Source organism: Novosphingobium sp. SG919 (assembly GCF_012932495.1).
Lineage (GTDB): Bacteria > Pseudomonadota > Alphaproteobacteria > Sphingomonadales > Sphingomonadaceae > Novosphingobium > Novosphingobium rhizosphaerae.
The window spans coordinates 184,084-204,237 of the sequence record NZ_JABCNG010000006.1; the positions used below are offsets into that span (position 1 = coordinate 184,084).

Annotated in this window: 16 protein-coding genes and 1 tRNA gene; 7 read left to right on the forward strand and 10 right to left on the reverse strand. The window is 66.3% G+C overall.

Annotation, left to right across the window (positions count from 1 at the left end):
- Positions 1 to 2: 2 nt before the first annotated feature.
- Entirely contained in the window at positions 3 to 1,817 is a 1,815-nt protein-coding gene (locus tag FHT19_RS21005; RefSeq protein WP_169476849.1) for an aminopeptidase P family protein, read from the reverse strand.
- A 122-nt stretch (positions 1,818 to 1,939) separates the two neighbouring features.
- On the opposite strand from FHT19_RS21005, the gene FHT19_RS21010 reads away from it, so the two are divergent.
- Positions 1,940 to 4,009 carry a S9 family peptidase gene (locus FHT19_RS21010; RefSeq protein ID WP_169476680.1) on the forward strand — a complete coding sequence of 690 codons (2,070 nt, stop codon included), beginning with the start codon at positions 1,940 to 1,942 and terminating at the stop codon, positions 4,007 to 4,009.
- Between the two features lie 103 nt (positions 4,010 to 4,112).
- Here FHT19_RS21010 and clpX read toward each other — a convergent pair whose 3' ends face one another.
- The 5 genes from clpX to FHT19_RS21035 form a co-directional block, all read right to left on the reverse strand.
- Positions 4,113 to 5,369 (reverse strand): ATP-dependent Clp protease ATP-binding subunit ClpX, encoded by a 1,257-nt coding sequence (gene clpX / locus FHT19_RS21015; protein ID WP_168556382.1) that lies wholly within the window; start codon positions 5,367 to 5,369, stop codon positions 4,113 to 4,115.
- 148 nt (positions 5,370 to 5,517) lie between these two features.
- Positions 5,518 to 6,213, reverse strand: coding sequence for an ATP-dependent Clp endopeptidase proteolytic subunit ClpP (gene clpP, locus FHT19_RS21020; RefSeq protein WP_168556381.1), 696 nt, complete (start codon positions 6,211 to 6,213; stop codon positions 5,518 to 5,520).
- A 126-nt stretch (positions 6,214 to 6,339) separates the two neighbouring features.
- Positions 6,340 to 7,281, reverse strand: a complete 942-nt coding sequence (locus FHT19_RS21025) for a hypothetical protein (RefSeq protein WP_169476681.1) — start codon at positions 7,279 to 7,281, stop codon at positions 6,340 to 6,342.
- A 163-nt stretch (positions 7,282 to 7,444) separates the two neighbouring features.
- Positions 7,445 to 9,010, reverse strand: a complete 1,566-nt coding sequence (tig, locus tag FHT19_RS21030; RefSeq protein ID WP_169476683.1) for a trigger factor — start codon at positions 9,008 to 9,010, stop codon at positions 7,445 to 7,447.
- A gap of 76 nt (positions 9,011 to 9,086) precedes the next feature.
- A tRNA-Leu gene (locus tag FHT19_RS21035) sits at positions 9,087 to 9,171 on the reverse strand.
- 145 nt (positions 9,172 to 9,316) lie between these two features.
- On the opposite strand from FHT19_RS21035, the gene FHT19_RS21040 reads away from it, so the two are divergent.
- Positions 9,317 to 9,484, forward strand: coding sequence for a hypothetical protein (locus FHT19_RS21040; RefSeq protein ID WP_168556378.1), 168 nt, complete (start codon positions 9,317 to 9,319; stop codon positions 9,482 to 9,484).
- Here the strand turns inward: FHT19_RS21040 and sppA are convergent, their stop codons facing one another.
- Complete coding sequence (sppA, locus tag FHT19_RS21045) at positions 9,485 to 11,371, reverse strand: signal peptide peptidase SppA (protein WP_169476685.1); 1,887 nt, start codon at positions 11,369 to 11,371, stop codon at positions 9,485 to 9,487.
- Positions 11,372 to 11,455: 84 nt separating this feature from the next.
- On the opposite strand from sppA, the gene FHT19_RS21050 reads away from it, so the two are divergent.
- Both FHT19_RS21050 and FHT19_RS21055 read left to right on the forward strand, forming a co-directional pair.
- Positions 11,456 to 12,499 (forward strand): aspartate carbamoyltransferase catalytic subunit, encoded by a 1,044-nt coding sequence (locus FHT19_RS21050; RefSeq protein WP_169476686.1) that lies wholly within the window; start codon positions 11,456 to 11,458, stop codon positions 12,497 to 12,499.
- A complete protein-coding gene (locus FHT19_RS21055; protein ID WP_169476688.1) occupies positions 12,496 to 13,728 on the forward strand; it encodes an amidohydrolase family protein in 1,233 nt (410 codons plus the stop codon). The genes FHT19_RS21050 and FHT19_RS21055 overlap by 4 nt, the downstream gene beginning before the upstream one ends.
- 53 nt (positions 13,729 to 13,781) lie before the next feature.
- On the opposite strand, the gene FHT19_RS21060 is transcribed toward FHT19_RS21055, so the two are convergent.
- From FHT19_RS21060 to FHT19_RS21070, 3 genes are all read right to left on the reverse strand, one after another.
- Entirely contained in the window at positions 13,782 to 14,036 is a 255-nt protein-coding gene (locus tag FHT19_RS21060) for a ribbon-helix-helix domain-containing protein (RefSeq protein ID WP_211185025.1), read from the reverse strand.
- A gap of 42 nt (positions 14,037 to 14,078) precedes the next feature.
- Positions 14,079 to 14,801, reverse strand: coding sequence for an acetoacetyl-CoA reductase (gene phbB, locus FHT19_RS21065; RefSeq protein ID WP_169476690.1), 723 nt, complete (start codon positions 14,799 to 14,801; stop codon positions 14,079 to 14,081).
- A gap of 290 nt (positions 14,802 to 15,091) precedes the next feature.
- On the reverse strand, positions 15,092 to 15,886 hold the full coding sequence (locus FHT19_RS21070; protein ID WP_248290587.1) for a hypothetical protein: 795 nt from the start codon (positions 15,884 to 15,886) through the stop codon (positions 15,092 to 15,094).
- Positions 15,887 to 16,555: 669 nt separating this feature from the next.
- On the opposite strand from FHT19_RS21070, the gene FHT19_RS21075 reads away from it, so the two are divergent.
- The 3 genes from FHT19_RS21075 (at position 16,556) to lptE (ending at position 20,145) form a co-directional block, all read left to right on the forward strand.
- Complete coding sequence (locus FHT19_RS21075; protein ID WP_246866153.1) at positions 16,556 to 16,978, forward strand: DUF3576 domain-containing protein; 423 nt, start codon at positions 16,556 to 16,558, stop codon at positions 16,976 to 16,978.
- 76 nt (positions 16,979 to 17,054) lie between these two features.
- Positions 17,055 to 19,595 carry a leucine--tRNA ligase gene (leuS, locus tag FHT19_RS21080; protein ID WP_169476692.1) on the forward strand — a complete coding sequence of 847 codons (2,541 nt, stop codon included), beginning with the start codon at positions 17,055 to 17,057 and terminating at the stop codon, positions 19,593 to 19,595.
- Between the two features lie 16 nt (positions 19,596 to 19,611).
- The gene (gene lptE, locus FHT19_RS21085; protein ID WP_248290611.1) at positions 19,612 to 20,145 is read left to right on the forward strand and encodes an LPS assembly lipoprotein LptE; all 534 of its coding nucleotides are present in this window, start codon (positions 19,612 to 19,614) and stop codon (positions 20,143 to 20,145) included.
- Positions 20,146 to 20,154: the final 9 nt, after the last annotated feature.

The following is a 20,154-nucleotide window of genomic DNA, read 5'->3' on the forward strand; positions in this document are numbered from 1 at the left end:
ACTCAGATCGCGGCGCAGGCCCCATCCAGCCATGCCAGGTCTGCCCCATCGAGCAGCGGCGCCAGCAAGGCGTGGGTGCGGGCGTGGTAATCGTTCCACCAGGCGCGTTCGGCCGGCGTCAACAGCGCCACATCGACCAGCGCCCGGTCGATCGGTACGAACGTCAGCGTTTCGAACCCGCAGAACGCGCCTTCGGCCCCGGCGATGTCGCGCGTTTCCACCAGCACGAGATTCTCGATGCGGATGCCGTACTCGCCGGCCTTGTAATAGCCCGGCTCGTTGGACAGGATCATGCCCGGCAGCAGCCCCTGCCCGGTGCCGGCCTGCGCGCCGGTGGCCTTGGCAATGCGCTGCGGCCCTTCGTGCACCGCCAGGAAGCTGCCCACGCCATGGCCGGTGCCGTGGGCATAATCCAGGCCGGCCGCCCACAGGAACTGGCGCGCAAAGCTGTCGAGCGCGCCGCCCGGCGTGCCCAGCGGAAACACCGCCTGGTCGATGGCGATATGGCCCTTGAGCACGCGGGTGAAGCGATCCTTCACTTCGGCCGGCGCCTCGCCCGGGCCGATCCACACCGTGCGGGTGATGTCGGTGGTGCCATCCAGGTATTGCCCACCCGAATCGACCAGATAGACGCTGCCGGGTGCGATGGCGCGGTTGGACTGCTCATCGACATGGTAATGCGGGATCGCCGCGTTCGGCCCGGCGCCGGAAATGGTGTCGAACGACAGGTCCTTGAGCAGGCCAGTCTTCTCGCGCTCGGCCAACAGGCGCGCGGCGGCGGAAAGCTCGGTCTCGCCCCCCTGGGGCGCGGCCTGCGACAGCCAGTGGAGGAACCGGCTGACGGCGGCGCCGTCGCGGGCCTGGGCGGCGCGGTGGCCAGCCTGCTCCACCGGGTTCTTGCACGCCTTGGGCAGCACGGTGGGATCGGTCAGCGTCAGCACGCGCGCGCCTGCCCCTTCGAGCGCGTGGAACACGGCCGCCACCGCGCGTTCGGGATCGACCGCCACGGTCTTGCCGGCCAATGCCTGAAGCGCGGGCACGAACGCGGCGCGATCCTGCACGCGCACGGCATTTCCCAGGTGCGCGACCAGATCGGCATTGACCTTGTCCGGGGCTATGAACAGGTCGACCGTGCCATCGGCGTGGGCCACCACGAACGAGAGCGCCACCGGCGTGCGATCGACATCGGCGCCGCGCATGTTGAGCAGCCAGGCCACCCCATCGAGCGCGGTTACCACCGCCGCATCGGCGCCTTGGTCCGCCAGCCATTGTGCCAGGACAGCCCGCTTTTCCGCCACGCTTTGTCCGGCATATTGGTCGGCATGCGGCACTGCCAGGGCGGGCGAAGGCGCCGGCTGGTCTTCCCACACGGCGTCGATGGGATTGCTCTCCACCGCCACCAGCGTGGCGCCCTTGGCGGCCAGCGCCTTGGCCACGCCATCGGCCCAGGGCTTGGCATGCAGCCAGGCATCATAGCCGATCCTGGCGCCCGCGGGCGCATTCTGCCCCAGCCAAGCGGCTGGGCTGGTCTGCGGCACGGACTGGTATTCATAGAGCCGCCCATCGACCTGCTCGCGCACCTGGATGGTATAGCGCCCGTCGACGAAGATCGCGGCCCCAGGCCCGTTCACAGCGTCCTTGAGCACCACCGCCGTGCCGGCCGATCCGCCAAAGCCGGTCAGCCAGGCCAGCCGCTGCGCATAGCCACCGACATATTCGCTCATGTGCTCGTCGGAGATCGGGATGACAAAGCCATCCAGCCCCCGGCGCCCCAGTTCGGCGCGCAGCGCTTCCAGGCGGGCTTCGTGGGTTTGCATCAACATGGCAGAACGTCCTTGAGCGGTGATGGCAGGTAACTGGTTCACGTTGTAACCAACCGGGGCGGTGGACGCCAGAGGCGCGCCTTGCAGGCCGGGCACAGGCACCATAGATGGCGGTGATGAACACTGCCGCCAAGCCCCCCGTCGCCGCGAAAAAGCCCCAGAGCTTCACCCACCACGGCGTGACTGTCACCGATGATTACGCCTGGCTGCGCGATCCCGGCTATCCCGAGGTCAAGGACCCGGAAATCCTCGCCCACCTGGAAGCGGAAAACGCCTGGTTCCAGGCACATATGGCGCCGCGCCAGCCGCTGATCGACACGCTGTTTGCCGAAATGCGCGGGCGCATCAAGGAAGCGGACAAGTCCGTGCCGCAAAAGGACGGGGACTGGCTCTACTGGATCGAATACGAGGAAGGCGCCGAATACAAGAAGTGGTGGCGCCGCCCGGTCGATGCCGCCGCCGATGGCAGTGCGGACGAGCTGATTCTCGATGAAGTGGCGCTGGCGCAGGGCCACGACTATTTCCGCCTGGGGGCGATTTCGGTGTCGAACGACGGGCGCCTGCTCGCCTGGTCGGTGGACGACAACGGCTCGGAACGCTTTACCGCGCGGATCAAGGTGATCGCCAGCGGCGAAGTGCTGCCCGACGAAATCCCCGGCACCAATTCCGGCCTGATCTGGGTGAAGGGCGACACTGGCCTGGTCTATAGCCTGGCCAACGAGAACTGGCGGACGGACAACGTGCGGCTGCACTGGCTGGGCCAGCCGCTGGATGCCGACGTTGAACTCTATCACGAGGACGACGAAGGCTTCCGCGCCGGCGCGGCGCTTTCGGCCAACGAGAAATGGCTGCTGCTTTCCACCGGCGACCATGAAACCAGCGAAGTGCGCCTCGTTCCGGCCGATGATCCGCTGGCCGCACCGATCCTGGTGCGACCGCGCGAAAAGGGCGTGGAATACGATGTGGACGTGCGCGACGACACGCTGTTCATCCACGCCAACGACACCCACGAGAATTTCCGCCTGGTCACTGCGCCGCTCGCCGATCCCGCGCAGTGGACCACGCTGATTGCCGGCAGCGACGAATTCTACCTCACCGGCTTCGAGCTGTTCCGCGATTTCTATGTGGTCGAAGGCCGCGTGCGCGGGCTCGATCGCATCGAGGTACGCTATTACGACGATCCGGCGCGGATCGAGCCGATCGCCTTTCCCGAGGCGAGCTATGAAGCGAGCCTGGGCGACAATCCCGAATGGGCGACGCAGACTCTGCGGGTCGGCTACGAATCGATGGTCAGCCCTTCGTCGGTCTATGACTATGATGTGCCCACCCGCACGCTCACGCGGCTGAAAGTCCAGGAAATCCCCTCGGGCTATGACGCCAGCCTCTATGAAACCGCGCGGCTCGACATTCCGGCCCGCGATGGCACGCTGGTGCCGGTCTCGGTGGTGTGGCGCAAGGATCGCGCGGCCGGTGGCCCGCTCCATCTCTATGGCTATGGCGCCTATGGCATTGCCATCGGGCCGGGCTTTTCCACCACGCGGCTTTCTCTGCTCGATCGCGGCATGGCCTATGCCATTGCCCATATCCGCGGCGGGGACGATCTCGGGCGCGGCTGGTACAAGGCCGGCAAGCTGGAGGCACGCACCAACACGTTCAACGACTTCGTGGATGTGGCGCGCGGGCTGATCGGCCACGGTTTCACCACGGCGGGCAAGATTTCCGCTTCGGGCGGCTCGGCCGGGGGCGAACTGATGGGCGCGGTGATCAACCAAGCACCCGAACTGTTCGGCGCCGTGGTGGCCGATGTGCCGTTCGTCGACGTGCTGGCCACCATGCTCGACGAGAGCCTGCCGCTCACGCCGGGCGAATGGCCCGAATGGGGCAACCCGCTGGAAGACGAAGCCGCCTTCCACCTGATCCGCTCCTATTCGCCTTATGATCAGGTCAAGGCCCAGCCCTACCCGCCGCTGATGGTTACCGCCGGCCTCAATGACCCACGCGTAACCTATTGGGAGCCGGCCAAGTGGGTGGCGCGCCTGCGCGAACGGAAGACCGACACCAATCCGTTGATCTTCAAGACCAACATGGGCGCGGGCCACGGCGGCAAGTCGGGCCGCTTTGAAAGCCTGAAGGAAGCGGCCGAGGAATTCGCGTTCCTGCTGACCGAGCTGGGCATCGAAGGCTGAGCGGCAGAAGGGGGCAACGCCCCCTTCCCCATCGCGCGCCGGCCCAAACAAAAACCCCCGCTGTTACCAGCGGGGGTTTTTCATGTCGTCGGGTTGGAAAGCCTCAGGCGGCTTGTTCCTTGCCCTTGTGGACCTGAACCGGTTCCTTGCGGCCATCGACCACGTCCTTGTCCACCACCACTTCGGTCACGCCATCGAGCGTGGGGAGGTCGAACATGGTGTCGAGCAGCAGGCCTTCGACGATCGAGCGCAGGCCACGCGCGCCGGTCTTGCGTTCGATGGCCTTCTTGGCGATCGCTTCCAGCGCGTCGTCGGTGAAGGTCAGCGTGACGTCTTCCAGCTCGAACAGCTTGGCATATTGCTTGACCAGCGCGTTCTTGGGTTCGCGCAGGATCTGCACCAGGGCCGGCACGTCAAGATCGTTGAGCGTGGCGATCACCGGCAGACGGCCGATGAATTCGGGGATCAGGCCGAACTTCTGCAGGTCTTCCGGCTCTGCCTTCTGGAGCAGTTCGCCCACGCGGCGCTTGTCAGGATCGGCCACATGCGCGCCGAACCCGATCGAACGCTTCTGCAGGCGATCGGCGATGATCTTTTCCAGGCCGGCAAAGGCGCCGCCGCAGATGAACAGGATGTTGGTCGTGTCCACCTGCAGGAATTCCTGCTGCGGGTGCTTGCGGCCGCCCTGCGGCGGAACCGAGGCAGTGGTGCCTTCCATCAGCTTGAGCAGCGCCTGCTGCACGCCTTCGCCCGAAACGTCGCGCGTGATCGACGGGTTCTCGGCCTTGCGGCTGATCTTGTCGATTTCGTCGATGTAGACGATGCCATGCTGCGCCTTTTCGACGTTGTAGTCGCTGGCCTGGAGCAGCTTGAGGATGATGTTCTCCACGTCCTCGCCCACGTAACCGGCTTCGGTCAGCGTGGTGGCGTCGGCCATGGTGAAGGGCACGTCGAACGTCTTGGCGAGCGTCTGCGCCAGCAGCGTCTTGCCCGAGCCGGTGGGGCCGACAAGCAGGATGTTGGACTTCGACAGTTCGATGTCGCCGCCCTTGCCGCTGTGCTTGAGGCGCTTGTAGTGATTGTGCACCGCCACCGAGAGCACGCGCTTGGCACGGTCCTGGCCGATCACATAATCGTTGAGCGTCTCGAAGATGTCGCGCGGGGCAGGCACCCCGCCGTCCTTCTTGCCGGCGATGCCCTGCTTGGTCTCTTCCCGGATGATGTCGTTGCACAGCTCGACACACTCATCGCAGATGAAGACCGTGGGCCCCGCAATGAGCTTGCGCACCTCATGCTGCGATTTGCCGCAGAAGCTGCAGTAGAGCGTGCTTTTAGAGTCCGATCCGGAAAGCTTTGTCATTCTTCAATCCCAGGCGCCCCTCCACGAGGGGCGGGCCCGGCCATCCTACTACCGCAAGGGTATTAATCAACCGGACACGAAACGAGGTGATGATTCCTGCCACGCGGCTCCTTTCGCAAGGCTTAAGGAGCCGGGACAGAAGGCAAAATCAGGCCGAAGGTGCGCCCCCGCTGCCGCTTTCGAAGCCAACCTGTTCAGATTGGGGACGCGATTCGAACACCTTGTCGACCAGGCCGAAGGCCAGGGCTTCGTCGGCTTCGAGGAAGGTATCGCGGTCCATCGCCTTTTCGACCTCTTCCAGGCTCTTGCCGGTGTACTTCACGTAGAGGTCGTTCATGCGCTTCTTGATGCGCAGGATTTCGCGGGCCTGGATCTCGATATCCGAAGCCATGCCCTGCGCCCCGCCCGAAGGCTGGTGGATCATGATGCGCGCGTGAGGCAGCGCGATACGCATGCCCGGCTCACCAGCGGCGAGCAGGAAGCTGCCCATCGAGCAGGCCTGGCCGATGCACACGGTCGACACGCGCGGGCGGATATACTGCATGGTGTCATGGATCGCCATGCCCGCCGTCACCACGCCGCCGGGCGAGTTGATGTACATCGAAATGTCCTTCGAGGGGTTTTCCGACTCGAGGAACAGGAGCTGGGCCACGATCAGCGACGCCATGTGGTCTTCGACCTGGCCGGTCACGAAGACGATGCGTTCGCGCAGCAGGCGGCTGAAAATGTCGAAGCTGCGTTCGCCACGGCTGGTCTGCTCGACGACGACCGGGACGAGCGCGCCGGTCACCGGATCAGCGTGGAACTTTCCTTGGGCAGAGCGGCTGCCGAACACGTCGAGCATGGGAATCCTCATCTGGTTGCGATGGCCTATGTCGCGTGCCAGCAAAGGATGTTCAAGGGCATTAACCGCGAATGCGCGGGAATGCGTGGATAGTGGAGCAGTTTCTCGCCGCTTTTGGCCGCTGCTTCAGGCCTTCACCCGCTCGCGCAGCGCTTCCAGCGCGGCCAGTTGCGCTTCCATCGCGCGCAACCGGGCCTCGGCGCGGGCAACCCGCTCGCGCAGTTCGCGGCTGCGCTTGCGGCCGGGCAGCAGGCTGGCGAGCAGGCGCCCGGCATCGCCGAGGCTGGCCGCCAGCGCATCGAGCAGCCCCTGGCGCGGCATGGCCGGGGCGCGATGCCGCGGTAACGGGCTGCGATCATCGGGACCCACCCACTGCACGCTGGGCGGCGGCGCGGCGGGCGCAGATGCCGCAGCCATCCCGCTTGCCGGCGCCGTTGCCCTTTGCCGCGCCACCGCCGGCGAGGTGCGCTGGCGCCCCGGAGGCGGGGCAGATTCGGCTGCGGCGGGGGCGGCCGCGCGCGCGGCGGCAACGGCCCGGCGGGCCAGTTCCGCCTCGATCATCGCGCGGCGTTGCGCCTTGCGGGCGGTGCGGGTGCCGGGGCGCGGCGGCAGATCGCGGTGCGGGGTCTTGCGCTGGGGGTCCTGGCGGCGGGGATCGCGGCCTGGCGCCTCGCGATCGGGTTGGCCTTGCGGATTGGTTGCCGGCACGCGCGGCATGATGAACGGCGCGCGCAAGGGTGGCGTGGCCGGCAAAGGCGCGGGGATCATGCCTGCCGGCCACGCCGCAGTGGTGATGATGGCGCCCCGATGGGGCGGCAGGATCAGATCGGCGGGAAACGCCGGCGCGGCCGGCTGTCCCAGCAAGAACGGCGGCTTGGCCCCTCCCTTGCTCGCTGGCTTGACATGGGCCTGCACCGTTGCGGTGACCAGCGCCTTGCCCCCGGTATGGCCACCCGCCTTTTCAGGGACGGCGGCCCGCGGCGCGGGCTTGCCGGTGGATGGAACCGGCGGCTTGGCCGGCGTGGCATTTCCTGGGCGAGCGCCCTTGCGATTGCGCACCGTATGCATCGGCAGGTCCCCCCTTCCGGGTTCCGTTCCTGCCGATTCTCTCATGCCGAGAATCAACGCGCCAATCCGTATGATAGCTAAGGAATAGCGCGTAAACGACGAGGGGCGCCACCGTTGCCGGCAGCGCCCCACATTGTCTCGATCAGGCCCTATGGGCGCTGGATCAGGCCTCTTCGCCTTCGGCAGGCGCCTTCTTGGCGGCCTTCTTCTTGGCGGGCTTGGCTTCGCCTTCGGCCACTTCAGCTTCTGCTTCGGCTTCGGCAGCAGCCTTCTTCTTGGCCGGGGCCTTCTTGGCGGGCTTGGCTTCTTCGGTTTCGCCAGCGGTTTCGGCTTCGGCGTCGGCCTTCTTGGCGGCCTTCTTCTTGGCCGGCTTGGCTTCGGCCGGAGCAGCGGTCACGCCTTCCTCGGCTTCGATCGCGGCCTGGAGTTCGTCGCGGGTCACTTCGCGCTCGGTCACTTCGGCCTTGTCGAACAGGAAGTCGACAACCTTGTCTTCATAGAGCGGCGCGCGCAGCTGGGCCGCGGCGAGCGGCTCGGAGCGGACGTAGTCCACAAAGCGCTGACGGTCCTGTTCGCGGTACTGCTGGGCCGCCTGGCGGATCAGCATTTCCATTTCCTGGGCGGTCACCACCACGCCGTTGGCCTGGCCGATTTCCGACAGGAGCAGGCCAAGGCGCACGCGGCGCTCGGCGATCTTGCGGTAATCGTCCTTTTCGGCTTCAATTTCCTTGAGCGCTTCCTCGGGGTTTTCCTCGTTCTGCGCTTCCTGGGTCAGCTGCTGCCAGATCTGCTCGAATTCGGCGTCCACCATCGAGGGCGGCACGGCGAAGTCATGGCCGGCGGCCAGCTGGTCGAGCAGGGCGCGCTTCATCTGGGTGCGGGTGAGGCCGGCGGTTTCCTGTTCGAGCTGGCCTTTGAGCAGGCCGCGCAGCTGTTCCAGACTTTCCAGGCCGAGCGCCTTGGCGAATTCGTCGTCAGCCACGAACTCGCCCGGGTTCTTCACCGCCTTGACCTTGATGTCGAAGGTGGTTTCCTTGCCCGCCAGGTTGGCGGCCGGATAGTCTTCCGGGAACGTCACGGTGATGACCTTTTCGTCACCAGCCTTGGCGCCGACGAGCTGTTCTTCGAAACCGGGGATGAAGCGGCCGGCGCCGATTTCCAGCGCCTGGTCTTCCGCCGCGCCGCCTTCGAACGGTTCGCCGTCAAGCTTGCCGAGGAAGTCGATGATCAGCTGGTCGCCGTCCTTGGCTTCCGCGCCTTCTTCGGCGTCCGAAAACTTCTTCTGGCCAGCAGCGATGCGGTTCACCGCTTCGTCAACCTGGTCTTCGGTCACGGGCACGACCAGCTTGTCGAGCTTGAGGCCATCGAGCGCGGGCGCTTCGACCTTGGGCAGCACTTCCAGGCTGACGGTCAGTTCGGCGTCCTTGCCTTCTTCATAGCCTTCGCCCAGGGCCACGTCGGGCTGCATCGCAGGGCGCAGCTGGTGGTCGGCCACCAGCTTGTCCATGGCTTCGCGAATCGTGGTCTGCAGCGCTTCCTGGTGCAGGGCCGGGCCATGCATCTTCTTGACCAGGTTGGCGGGCACCTTGCCGGGACGGAAGCCGGGCATGCGCACCTGCGGGGCGATCTTCTTGATTTCACCTTCCACGCGCGCGGCGATGTCTGCCGCCGGGATGGTCACGGCATAGGCGCGCTTCAGGCCCTCGTTGCTGGTTTCGACGATCTGCATCCTGATCCAACTTTCTTGACTGACGCCGCGACAAGGCGCCTGAAAAATCCGTGCACAGCCGGCGGGGGATGATCCCTGGTGCGGGCGAAGGGACTCGAACCCCCACATCTTGCGATACTGGAACCTAAATCCAGCGCGTCTACCAGTTCCGCCACGCCCGCATCCGGCAAAAAGCGAGCGGTGCCCCTATCCCAGCGCGCTCAAAAGCACAAGCCCGGCGCGAAAACGGAGGGAACAAGCCCCCTCGCGCAGCGGTTGATAGGAAAAGCCCGCCCGCCACGGGCCGGCCGCAAGGAGCCTGACGTGATGGCCAGCACGCCCCCGCCCGATCGTATCGACCCGCAATCGCCGCCCGATGTTCCCCCCGCGATCACGCCCGACGAAACGCCGCTCGAAGAACCGCAGGAAACCCCGCCGGTCAGCCCCGACCGGATCGACCCCGTCACCCCCGACGAGGTCCCGGCACCGGATTGATCAGAACAGCTTGCCGACCACGCCCAGCCACGAAGCCTGGGCGACAAGGCCTTGGGCCGGGCGCGCCGCGACCGGTCCGAGGCTGCCACATTCCAGGCAATAGACCTGCGCCCCGGCAGCACTGTTGAGGCGTGCCAGATCCGACAGGACCCGCCAGCCCAGCGCCTGCTGGCGCAGCGCCAGCATTCCCGTCACATCCCCGGCTGCGCGCGATTCGGTGCTACTGTCGTCATTCATCAGGTCGGCCAGCAATCCCTGCCAGCTTCCCGGATTGGCCCCGAGGAATTCGGCGTGCCAGCTATCTGCCTTGGCGGCCTTGGCCGCCCAGGCCACGGCATCTTCGAGTTCACCGAACTGGTCGACCAGGCCAAGCTGGCGCGCCGTGCCGCCATCCCACACCCGCCCTTGCGCGATCTTGTCGATATCCTGCGGGCTCTTGTGCCGGGCATCGGCGACCAGGCGCAGGAAGCGGGCGTAATAGCTTTCAACCGAGGCCTGCGAGAGCGCTTCGAATTCGGGGCTGAGGCCGCCGACGATATCGGGCTGGCCCGAAAGCGGCGTGGTTCGCACGCCGTCGGCCGTCACGCCATAATTGGCGAGGGTGTCTTCAAAGCTCGGGATCACGGCAAAGACCCCGATCGAACCCGTGATCGTGGCCGGTTCGGCAAAGACGCGCTGCGCCGGGGTAGAGACCCAATAGCCGCCGCTTGCGGCAAGATTGGCCATCGAAACCGCCACCGGCAGGCCCTTGGCGCGGGCGCGCGCGATCGCGGCGCGAATGCGCTCGGCCGCCGTGACCGATCCACCGGGTGAATCGACCCGCACCACCAGCGCAGCATAATTGCCACTGGTCACCGCCTGGTCGATCAGATCGGCAATGCGCGTGCCGCCTGCCGTGCCCGGCCCCGCCTCGCCGTCGACGATCGTGCCAGCCACGGTGACGACGGCAATCGCCTTGCCGGTCTTGGGCGCGGGCTTGTCGGCCAGGTATTGCGCCAGGGTGGTGCCCTTGTAGCCGCCATCGCCGGCGGACAGGTCGTGCCCGACCAGATCGCCCACGCGCTTGCCAAAGGCCACCTTGTCGCCCACCTTGTCGACCAGGCCCGCCTTGACCGCGGCCTGGGCCATGTCGCCACCGCTTTGCGCCAGCCACTGCGCCGGATTGCGGGTGACCAGGTCGATATCGGCGCGGGGCCGCGCCTTCTTCACGTCGGCCTTCCAGGCGTTCCACAGCGCGCCATAGATCGCCGTCAGGTTTTCCTTCGCCTCGGGCGAAGCATCGCTGCGGGCATAGGGTTCGACTGCGGACTTGTAGGTGCCAACCTTGAAGATATGCGCCTTGATCTTCAGCTTATCCATCAAGGCCTTGTAATAGAGCTGCGATCCGCCCGGCCCGGTCACCACCGCGCCGCCGATCGGATCCACCCAGGCTTCGCTGGAATGGGCGGCCAGTTGCACGGCATCGTCGGTATAGAGCAGCGCGCGCACCAGCACCGGCTTGTGCGCGGCACGCACCTTGTCCATCGCCGCGCCGATGCGGCTGATGTGCACCTGGCGGCCGCCGGTAAACGCCTCCAGATCGAGCACCACGGCCTTGATGCGCGTATCGTCGGCCGCAGCCTCGATTGCGCGGGCCACGTCGCGGGCCTGGAATTCCTTTTCGGGCGCTTCTCCCGACAGCAGGATCTGCGCCGGCTGCAAGCTGCTGCGTTCTTCCACCACGCTGCCATTGAGCGTGATCGTCAAGGCGCCGTCATGCACCTGGCCTGGCACGGGCCGGATGGTGAGCGCAGCATAGAGCACCCAGAAGAACAGCAGGAGGAACAGGAGGACGAGGCCATCCTTGATCGCGACGAGGACTTTCCAGACCGAGCGGGCAAATTTCATGGGGGATATCTAACCACCTGCTTATCGCTGCGCCAGTCGAAAGGCTTGCCCGTTGGCCCGCGCAAGTCTAGGGCGTGGTCTTCGATGCATCCATCGAGCCAATCCCCCTCGTCAGCCAGCCCGGCGCGCAGCTATCCTGCGGGCGGCCTTGCCTTTCCTCACCGCGATCTGACCGGAATCGGCCAGCTTGCCCGGCACGAGATTCTCTATCTGCTGGACGAGGCAGAGCAGTGGGTGGAACTCAATCGCCAGCCGCAAAAGCGCGCCGACCTGCTTTCGGGCCTGACCATCATCAATGCCTTTTTCGAGAACAGCACGCGCACGCTGCTGTCGTTCGAAATCGCCGGCAAGCGGCTGGGCGCCGACGTGGTCAACATGCATGCCGCCACCTCCAGCGTGAAGAAGGGCGAAACGCTGATCGACACGGCGATGACGCTCAACGCCATGCGGGCCGATGCCATCGTCATCCGCCATGCCAGTTCGGGCGCGGTGCGGCTGATTGCCGAAAAGGTCGATTGCCCGGTGCTCAACGCCGGCGATGGGCAGCACGAACACCCGACCCAGGCCCTGCTTGATGCCTTGACCATCCGCCATGCGCTGGGCCTGCCCAAGGGCAGCGATCTCAATGGCCTGCGCGTGACGATCTGCGGCGACATCCTGCACAGCCGCGTGGCGCGCTCCAACATCCTGTCGCTCACCGCGCTGGGCTGCGACGTCAGCGTCTGCGCCCCACCCGCGCTGATGCCGGCGGAAATCGAAGTGATGGGCGTCAAGGTCTTCCACGATTTCGATGCCGCGCTCAAAGGCGCGCAAGTGGTGATGATGCTGCGCCTGCAGATGGAGCGCATGCAGGGCCAGTTCATCCCGTCCCCGCGCGAATATCGCCATCTCTATGGCCTCTCGCTCGATCGCCTGGCCAAGGCTGATCCTGCTGCGCTGGTCATGCATCCCGGCCCGATGAACCGAGGCATCGAAATCGACAGCCAGGTGGCCGACCATGTCGAACGCAGCCTGATCACCCGGCAGGTGGAAAGCGGCGTTGCCATTCGCATGGCCTGCCTGGAAGTGCTCACCCGCCGTGCCCGCCAGCTTCCCGGCTGGGACCACCTTGGCGGAGAAAACGCATGACGCCCCAACCCCTTGTCATCACCAACGGTCGCCTGGTCCTGCCTTCGGGCGAGCCGGTTGAGGCCGATCTGCGCTGCCAGGGCGGCCGCATCGTGGCGATTGGCGCGCAAGCCGCGCCGCAGGACGGCGACGCGGTGTTCGACGCACGCGGCGCGCTGGTTGCGCCCGGCCTGGTGGACCTTGGTGTGTTTGCCATAGACAAGCCGGCTTTCCACTTCGGCGGGATCACCCGCGCCGCGCTGATGCCCGACCAGGGCCCGCCGCTGGATCATCCCGCCCGCGTCCGTTTTGCCGCGCAATCGGGCAAGCCCGATTTCTGGGTGCACCCCTTGGCGGCGGCCACCCGCGCGCTGGAAGGCACCGAACTGGCTGAACTGGCCCTGATGCGCGATGCCGGCGCCCGCGCGGTCAGCACCGGGCGGCGCTGGATTGCCGATTCGGGCGTCATGCTGCGCCTGCTCTCCTATTGCGCGATGCTCGACCTTGTCGTCGTCAGCCATGCCGAGGACGCGGGCATCACGGGCCAGGCCGTGGCCACGGCTGGCGAAGTGGCGACGCGGCTGGGCCTGCCCTCTGCCCCGGCCGAGGCGGAAAGCCTCGCCGTGGCACGCGACATTGCCCTTGCCGAAATGACGGGCGCGCGCCTGCACATCCGCCAGGTTACCACGGCCAAGGCGCTCGACCTGGTGCGCGCGGCCAAGCTGCGCGGCGTGCCGGTAACGGCCGGCGTCACCCCGGCGCACTTCATGCTGTCGGACCTCGAACTGGTCGATTTCCGCACGTTCTGCCGCTTTTCACCGCCCTTGCGCGCCGATGCCGATCGCAAGGCGGTGATCGCCGCGATCGCCGATGGCACGATCGACGTGATCGCCTCGGGCCACGATCCGCGCGGCCCAGAAGACAAGCGCTTGCCCTTTGCCGATGCCGAACCGGGCATGGCCGGCGCCGAGACGCTGCTTGCCCTGACCCTGACCCTGGTGCGCGACGAGGTGATCGACCTGGCCCGCGCCTTTGCCCTGCTCGCAGCCAATCCGGCGGCCCTGCTGGGCGTCAACGCCGGCCGCCTGGCCGTGGGGGCAGAGGCGGATATCGCGGTCATCCATCCCACCCGGCCATGGATCGTCAATTCCGACAAGATGGCCGCCAGCGCCGGCAACACTCCGTTCGACCGTCGCCCGGTGGAAGGGCGCGTGCTCGCCCTGTGGAAAGGCGGCGCGCGGATCGATTGATTGCGCCCGCCATCGGGCTGCGCGTCGCGCCGGCTCCTGGTCTGGCGGGTTGATCAGTCCTGCGCGTCAGGCGGATCGGGCAAGGCCCGGCTGGCCAGCCAGAGGCGCACGGCGCTGGCCAGGCCCGGTGGCGTGGGGCTGGCGATGCGTTCGGCATCGATGCGGGCCACCAGCGCGTTGAGCGGCAGCCCTTCGGCTTTGGCCGCCGCGCGCAGCCAGTCCCAGAACAGCGGTTCGAGGCTGATCGACGTCTTGTGCCCGGCGATTTCGACCGAGCGCTTGACCGGGGGATGATAGGGACTGGTCATCTCGGGTATAAAGGGCGGCAACCGCGCCGCCCTTCATGCCACTTAGTACATGTGCTGCCCGCCGTTGATCGACATGGTCGACCCGGTGACGAAGCCGCCCTCTTCGGACGTGAGGAACGCCACGCCGCGCGCGATTTCGCTCGCCTGGCCCAGGCGCCCGGTAGGAATGCGCGCCACGATCTTTTCCAGCACCGCCGGCGGCACGGCCGCCACCATGTCGGTGTCGATATAGCCCGGCGCGATGGCGTTGACCGTCACGCCGTACTTTGCGCCTTCCTGGGCAAGGGCCTTGGTAAAGCCGTGGATGCCCGATTTGGCCGCCGCATAGTTGACCTGGCCATATTGCCCGGCCTGGCCGTTGATCGATCCGATGTTGACGATGCGGCCCCAGCCGCGCTCGCGCATGCCGGGGAACGTGGCCTTGGCCATGTTGAAGCAACCGCCCAGGTTGATGCGCATGACTTCGTTCCAGTCGTCAAAGCTCATCTTGTGCAGCACGCCGTCACGGGTGATGCCAGCATTGTTGACCACGATGTCGACCGCGCCGACCTCGGCGGCCACGCGCGCGCAGCCCTCCTGGGTCGCTTCGAAATCGCCCACGTCCCAGCGGTAGGCCTTGATTCCGGTTCGCTCCGTAAAGGCCTTGGCCTTTTCCTCGTTGCCCGCATAGTTCGCAACGACGGTGCACCCCTGCTCTTGCAAGGCAAGGCAGATCGCCTCGCCGATACCCCGGGTCCCGCCCGTTACGATAGCCACTCGCGTCATTCCTGGTACTCCCGTACTCACCAGCTTGGAGAGCGCTAGGCTAGGGTGATGACATGCCCGCGACAAGTCGCGGCAGCACCGAACCGATAAATTTCTTCGACGGATATTGATAAACCTTGCCCGTGCATTGCCCATGCATTGCCAACCGCCGGCGCAGCATGCGCGCGGGCAGGACGGGGCCATTTTTCTGCAAACACGGCAGAGCCACCAAGGGCCTGCGTGGGCCCGCATCGTGCAACAAAAAGGCCCGCCGAAGCGAGCCTGTTGTTCCACCGAAATGGAGTGGAAAATCAGAAGCGGAACTGGGTTCCGAGATAGACCGCCTGGCTGTCCTGGCGCCCATCGGTGAGCGGACGAAGACGATCGCGATCCGACGAATAGCGGATGCCGGCGGTAACATCGAGATTGCGCGTCAGGCGGTAGCTGCCGCCGAAGTCCACCTGGTAGTCGCCCTGGCTTTCCAGCGTGCGCGGCGCACGGCCCGCACGCTCCTTCTCGTCCAGCGCAATGCGCGGGGCAATGCGGCTGGTGGAAGCCGAAGCCGCGCTCGCCGACGGCGAAGCAGCAGCAAAGTGGCTGAGATCGGGCATGTCGATCCGCTGCATGTCGCGGTCGAAACCATTGGACGGGCCAAGGCCGCTGGTGACGGCAAAGCTTTGATAGCCGCGCGCCATGCCCAGGTTGAAGGCATTGGGCACGATGCGCAGCGGCGTGCCGTTGCCGGCCGCGCCACCGATGTTGCCCAGAACGCCGCGCACCGAAATGGCCTGCGCCACGTCGGTATTCACCCGAACCGCCACGGTGATGGCACGGTCGGAACGCGAATCGGAACCGGCCGGGGTGAAGCGGAACAGATGGCTGTTGCTCAGCCCGCGCACCGTGATCGCCGCGGCCAGCTTGGGATCGGCCGAAGCCGGCGTGAACGAACCGATGCCACCGCGCGCCGCCAGGCTCACCTGGGCCAGCGGCTTGAACGAGCCGGTGACCGCGCTACTCACGGTGGGGGCTATGAACAGACCGGCGGCAACGCACATGGCAGCCAGCAGCGGAGCCCGCAAGGCGCGCGGCAGCGCGGAACGGCGCATGCCGTGCGCGTTCGCTGTTTTGCTGCCCCTGCCGCTCATGTCCTGCCTGCTTCCTGTCGTTATTCGTTGCGAATCACGGTACCTGATCATGCGATCCGTCTTGCGGCCAAAGGGCACGAACATGACATCGGCATGACAACTTCTCCCATCTACTCTCTCACCACGGCGATTTCCAGATTCGAAACGTCCGAACTCGCAAGGATTTCCAATGCTGTGGCCAAGTGGTTACACAAATCGCCCCCCTGGCCGCAAACCGCCCGGAAAGCGTGCTTCCCGGGCGCCGTCGCGAAGGGTTTTCCCCGCCCGGTGCGTTCATCGGCCGTTCACCGCTGCAACGGCTTGACCAAGGCCCGCCTTTTGCCTTGTTGCCCGGGCGCATGCTCGCATTGCCACAACAATGCAGATGGCTTGGCAACGCGGCTTGCCGGGCGACGGGCCAGGGTGATAGAGGCGTGCCCATCCAGCCGTGCAGCCGCACGGATTTTTCATTGCTGCGGGGATGACCGCCGCTGCGCCAGACAGGACAGGATTGACGTGACGATCAGCGCCATCGCCCGCCACAACACCACCGCCGCCCAGCCTGCCAAGCAGGCCCCTGCAAAAGCGCGCAGGGATCGATCGGCGGCTGGCCGGCTGATCGGCCGCGCGCTTGCCGCGGGCGTGCTGGCCCTGGCGGTTGCCGGCTGCGCCGGCCACGGCGAAAAGAAGCTGTCCAAGCTTTCCAAGCTCCACCCCGACATGGCATCGAGCAAGGTGACCACCATCGGCGTGAACGCCTATCTGTGGCGCGCCAGCCTCGATGCGCTGTCGTTCATGCCCCTGCTGCAGACCGACAGCAACGGCGGCGTGATCGTGACCGACTGGTATGCCAACCCGCGCAATCCGGGCGAGCGGATCAAGGTGACGGTCTCGATCCTCGACCAGGACTTGCGCGCCGACGCCCTGCGCGTGGCGGCCAGCCGCCAGGTGTCGCAGAACGGCAACTGGGTGGATGCCCCGGTCCAGGCGGCCACCGTACAGAAGCTGGAAGACGTGATCCTGACCAAGGCGCGCGACTTGCGCCGCCAGGCCCTCCCCGCCGGCATCAACTGATCGTCTGCGAAAAAGCGGCACGCCTGGAAGCGGCACGCGCTTGCGATAAGGCGTGCCGCTACCTAAAGAGCCGCGCATGACCTCTGCCACGCCTTCTGAACCGACCCGTTTCGATCCCGCATCCGCCGATCTGCGCTGGCAGCAGGCCTGGGACGAGGCGCAATCGTTCCGCGCCGACGATTCGAGCCCCAAACCCCGCAGCTACGTGCTCGAGATGTTCCCCTATCCTTCGGGGCGCATTCACATCGGCCACGTGCGCAACTACACCATGGGTGACGTGCTGGCGCGCTACAAGCGCATGACCGGCCACGAAGTGCTGCATCCGATGGGCTGGGACGCCTTCGGCATGCCGGCGGAAAATGCCGCCATGGAAAAGGGCGTTCATCCCGGCGGCTGGACGCGCGAGAACATCGCCAACATGAAGGCGCAGTTGAAGCGCCTGGGCTTCGCGCTCGACTGGAGCCGCGAGATCGCCACGTGCGAGCCCGAATACTATGGCCATGAACAGGCCCTGTTCCTCGATCTCTATGCCGCGGGCCTGGTCTATCGCAAGGAATCGGCGGTCAACTGGGATCCAGTCGATCACACCGTGCTGGCCAACGAACAGGTAATCGACGGGCGCGGCTGGCGCTCGGGCGCGCTGGTCGAAAAGCGCAAGCTGAACCAGTGGTTCCTCAAGATCACCGACTTTGCCGACGAGCTGCTCGACGGGCTGTCCAGCCTCGACAAGTGGCCGGAGAAGGTGCGGCTGATGCAGGAAAACTGGATCGGCAAGAGCCAGGGCCTGCAATTCGCGTTCGATCTGTCAAACGGCGAAAAGCTGGAGGTCTATACCACCCGCCCCGATACGATCTTTGGCGCCAGTTTCGTGGCCGTGGCCGCCGATCATCCGATCGCGCAGGGCGTGGCCGCTGGCAACCCGGCCGCGCTGGATTTCATCGCGTTGTGCAAGCAGGGCGGCACGACGGCAGCCGAACTCGAAACCGCCGAGAAGCTGGGCTTCGACACCGGCATCACCGCGCGCCATCCGTTCACCGGCGCGGCACTGCCTGTGTACATCGCCAATTTCGTGCTGATGGACTATGGCACCGGCGCGATCATGGCCGTGCCCGGCCACGACCAGCGCGACTTCGATTTCGCCACCAAGTATGGCCTGCCGATCCTGCGCGTGGTCGCGTCCGACGCGGCCGATGCCGACAAGCCGTTCGGCACCGAGGCGGAAGCCGGCGATGGCGTGCTGGTCAATTCGCAGTTCCTCGATGGCATGGCCGTGACGGAGGCCAAGCAGGCGGTGATCGATCGCGCGCAAGGCCAAGGTTGGGGCCAGGGCCAAACAGTGTGGCGCCTGCGCGACTGGGGCGTGAGCCGCCAGCGCTATTGGGGCACGCCGATCCCCTTCGTGCACTGCGAAGTGTGCGGCGTGGTGCCGGTGCCCAAGAAGCAGCTGCCCGTCACCCTGCCCGAGGATGTCGATTTCTCAGTGCCGGGCAATCCGCTGGATCGCCATCCCACCTGGAAGCACGTGCCCTGCCCGCAATGCGGCCATGCCGCGCGGCGCGAGACCGACACGCTCGACACTTTCGTCGACAGCTCGTGGTATTTCCTGCGCTTTGCCAGCCAGCCGGCCGACCGGCCGTTCGATCCCGAGGTGATCAAGCAGTGGCTGCCGGTAGAGCAGTACATCGGCGGGATCGAGCATGCGATCCTGCATTTGCTCTACGCCCGGTTCTGGACGCGCGCCCTGGCCCGCATCGGCAAGATCGACGTGGCTGAGCCGTTCGCCAGCCTGTTCACCCAAGGCATGGTCACGCACGAAACCTACAGCCGTGTCGATCCGGCCAATGGCCAGCCGATCTGGTATGCGCCAAGCGATGTCGATCGCAGCGGCGATGGCGCCACGCTCAAGGCCGATGGCCAACCGGTGGAAATCGGCCGCGTGATCAAGATGTCCAAGTCCAAGAAGAACGTGGTGGACCCGGACGACATCGTCGCACGCTATGGCGCCGACGCAATCCGCTGGTTCATGCTGTCCGACAGCCCGCCCGAGCGCGACCTGCCTTGGTCGGAAGCCGGCATCGAAGGCTGCGCGCGCTTTGTCCAGCGGCTGTGGCGCCTGTTCGCCCAGGTCGATGCCGCCGCCACCGGTGAGGACAAGGCGCTCGACCGCAAGGTGCACCAGACCGTGCACGCCGTGGGCCAGGATATCGCCGCGCTGGGCTTCAACAAGGCCGTGGCGCGCATCTATGAACTGACCGGTGCCACGGAAAAGGCCGCGCCTTCGGCGAGCCGCACCCAGGCCATCCGCACCTTGCTGCTACTGGTGGCGCCGATGATGCCGCACCTGGCCGAAGAGGCCTATGCCGCGCAGGGCGCTGGCCTCGTCGCCGATGCCGCCTGGCCGAGCGTCGATCCCGCGCTGCTGGTGGACGATGAAGTGACCGTGGCGGTGCAGGTCAAGGGCAAGCTGCGCGATACGCTCACCGTGGCCAAGGGAACCCCGCGCGAGACCCTCGAAGCCCTTGCGCTGGCTTCGGACAAAGTGCAGCGTGCACTGGACGGGGCAGCTGTGAAGAAGGTGATCGTGGTGCCCGATCGTTTGGTGAACCTTGTTGTCTAAATTGCCCAAATCCGGCCTGTTCGTGGCACTTGCCGCCCCTTCGCTGTTGCTGGCTGGCTGCGGGTTGCAGCCGATGTATGCCGGCGGTGGGTCGGGCGCGGTGGCGCGTTCGGTCGCCAGCGTCGATGTGGCGCCGATCGCCGGCAAGTCTGGCTGGCTGGTGCGCCACGCCCTGTCCGATCGGCTGGGCAGTGGCACGCAGCCGCACTACCGGCTCGACGTGCGGTTGGATGAAAAGCTCCAGGGCCTGGGCCAGCTCTCAGACGACACCATCACCCGCGAACGCCGCACCATGCGCGCGCGCTATCAGCTGGTCGATCTTTCCTCCGGCGCAGTGATGCTCGATGCTACCGCCACCGCCGACGCGGGGATGGACGTGGTATCCAGCGAATATGCCGTGATCGCGGCCGAGCAGACGGCGCAGGAAAACCTTTCGCGCGAGATCGCCGACCAGATCGTGACGCGCGTGGCCACCCGCCTGCGCGAATCGACGCAAGGCACGGCGCCCGTGGCAGTGCCGGCGGCCCCCGCTCCTGCTGCCGGGCAATAAGCGCAACTT

Coding starts and splice junctions, on each gene's coding strand:
- sppA (WP_169476685.1), bottom strand. CDS start 11,371: ATGAAATTTGCCCGCTCGGTCTGGAAAGTCCTCGTCGCGATCAAGGAT.
- FHT19_RS21040 (WP_168556378.1), top strand. CDS start 9,317: ATGGCCAGCACGCCCCCGCCCGATCGTATCGACCCGCAATCGCCGCCC.
- clpX (WP_168556382.1), bottom strand. CDS start 5,369: ATGACAAAGCTTTCCGGATCGGACTCTAAAAGCACGCTCTACTGCAGC.
- FHT19_RS21025 (WP_169476681.1), bottom strand. CDS start 7,281: ATGCATACGGTGCGCAATCGCAAGGGCGCTCGCCCAGGAAATGCCACG.
- FHT19_RS21055 (WP_169476688.1), top strand. CDS start 12,496: ATGACGCCCCAACCCCTTGTCATCACCAACGGTCGCCTGGTCCTGCCT.
- FHT19_RS21005 (WP_169476849.1), bottom strand. CDS start 1,817: ATGCAAACCCACGAAGCCCGCCTGGAAGCGCTGCGCGCCGAACTGGGG.
- clpP (WP_168556381.1), bottom strand. CDS start 6,213: ATGCTCGACGTGTTCGGCAGCCGCTCTGCCCAAGGAAAGTTCCACGCT.
- FHT19_RS21060 (WP_211185025.1), bottom strand. CDS start 14,036: ATGACCAGTCCCTATCATCCCCCGGTCAAGCGCTCGGTCGAAATCGCC.
- tig (WP_169476683.1), bottom strand. CDS start 9,010: ATGCAGATCGTCGAAACCAGCAACGAGGGCCTGAAGCGCGCCTATGCC.
- FHT19_RS21050 (WP_169476686.1), top strand. CDS start 11,456: ATGCATCCATCGAGCCAATCCCCCTCGTCAGCCAGCCCGGCGCGCAGC.
- FHT19_RS21010 (WP_169476680.1), top strand. CDS start 1,940: ATGAACACTGCCGCCAAGCCCCCCGTCGCCGCGAAAAAGCCCCAGAGC.
- leuS (WP_169476692.1), top strand. CDS start 17,055: ATGACCTCTGCCACGCCTTCTGAACCGACCCGTTTCGATCCCGCATCC.
- FHT19_RS21070 (WP_248290587.1), bottom strand. CDS start 15,886: ATGCGCCGTTCCGCGCTGCCGCGCGCCTTGCGGGCTCCGCTGCTGGCT.
- phbB (WP_169476690.1), bottom strand. CDS start 14,801: ATGACGCGAGTGGCTATCGTAACGGGCGGGACCCGGGGTATCGGCGAG.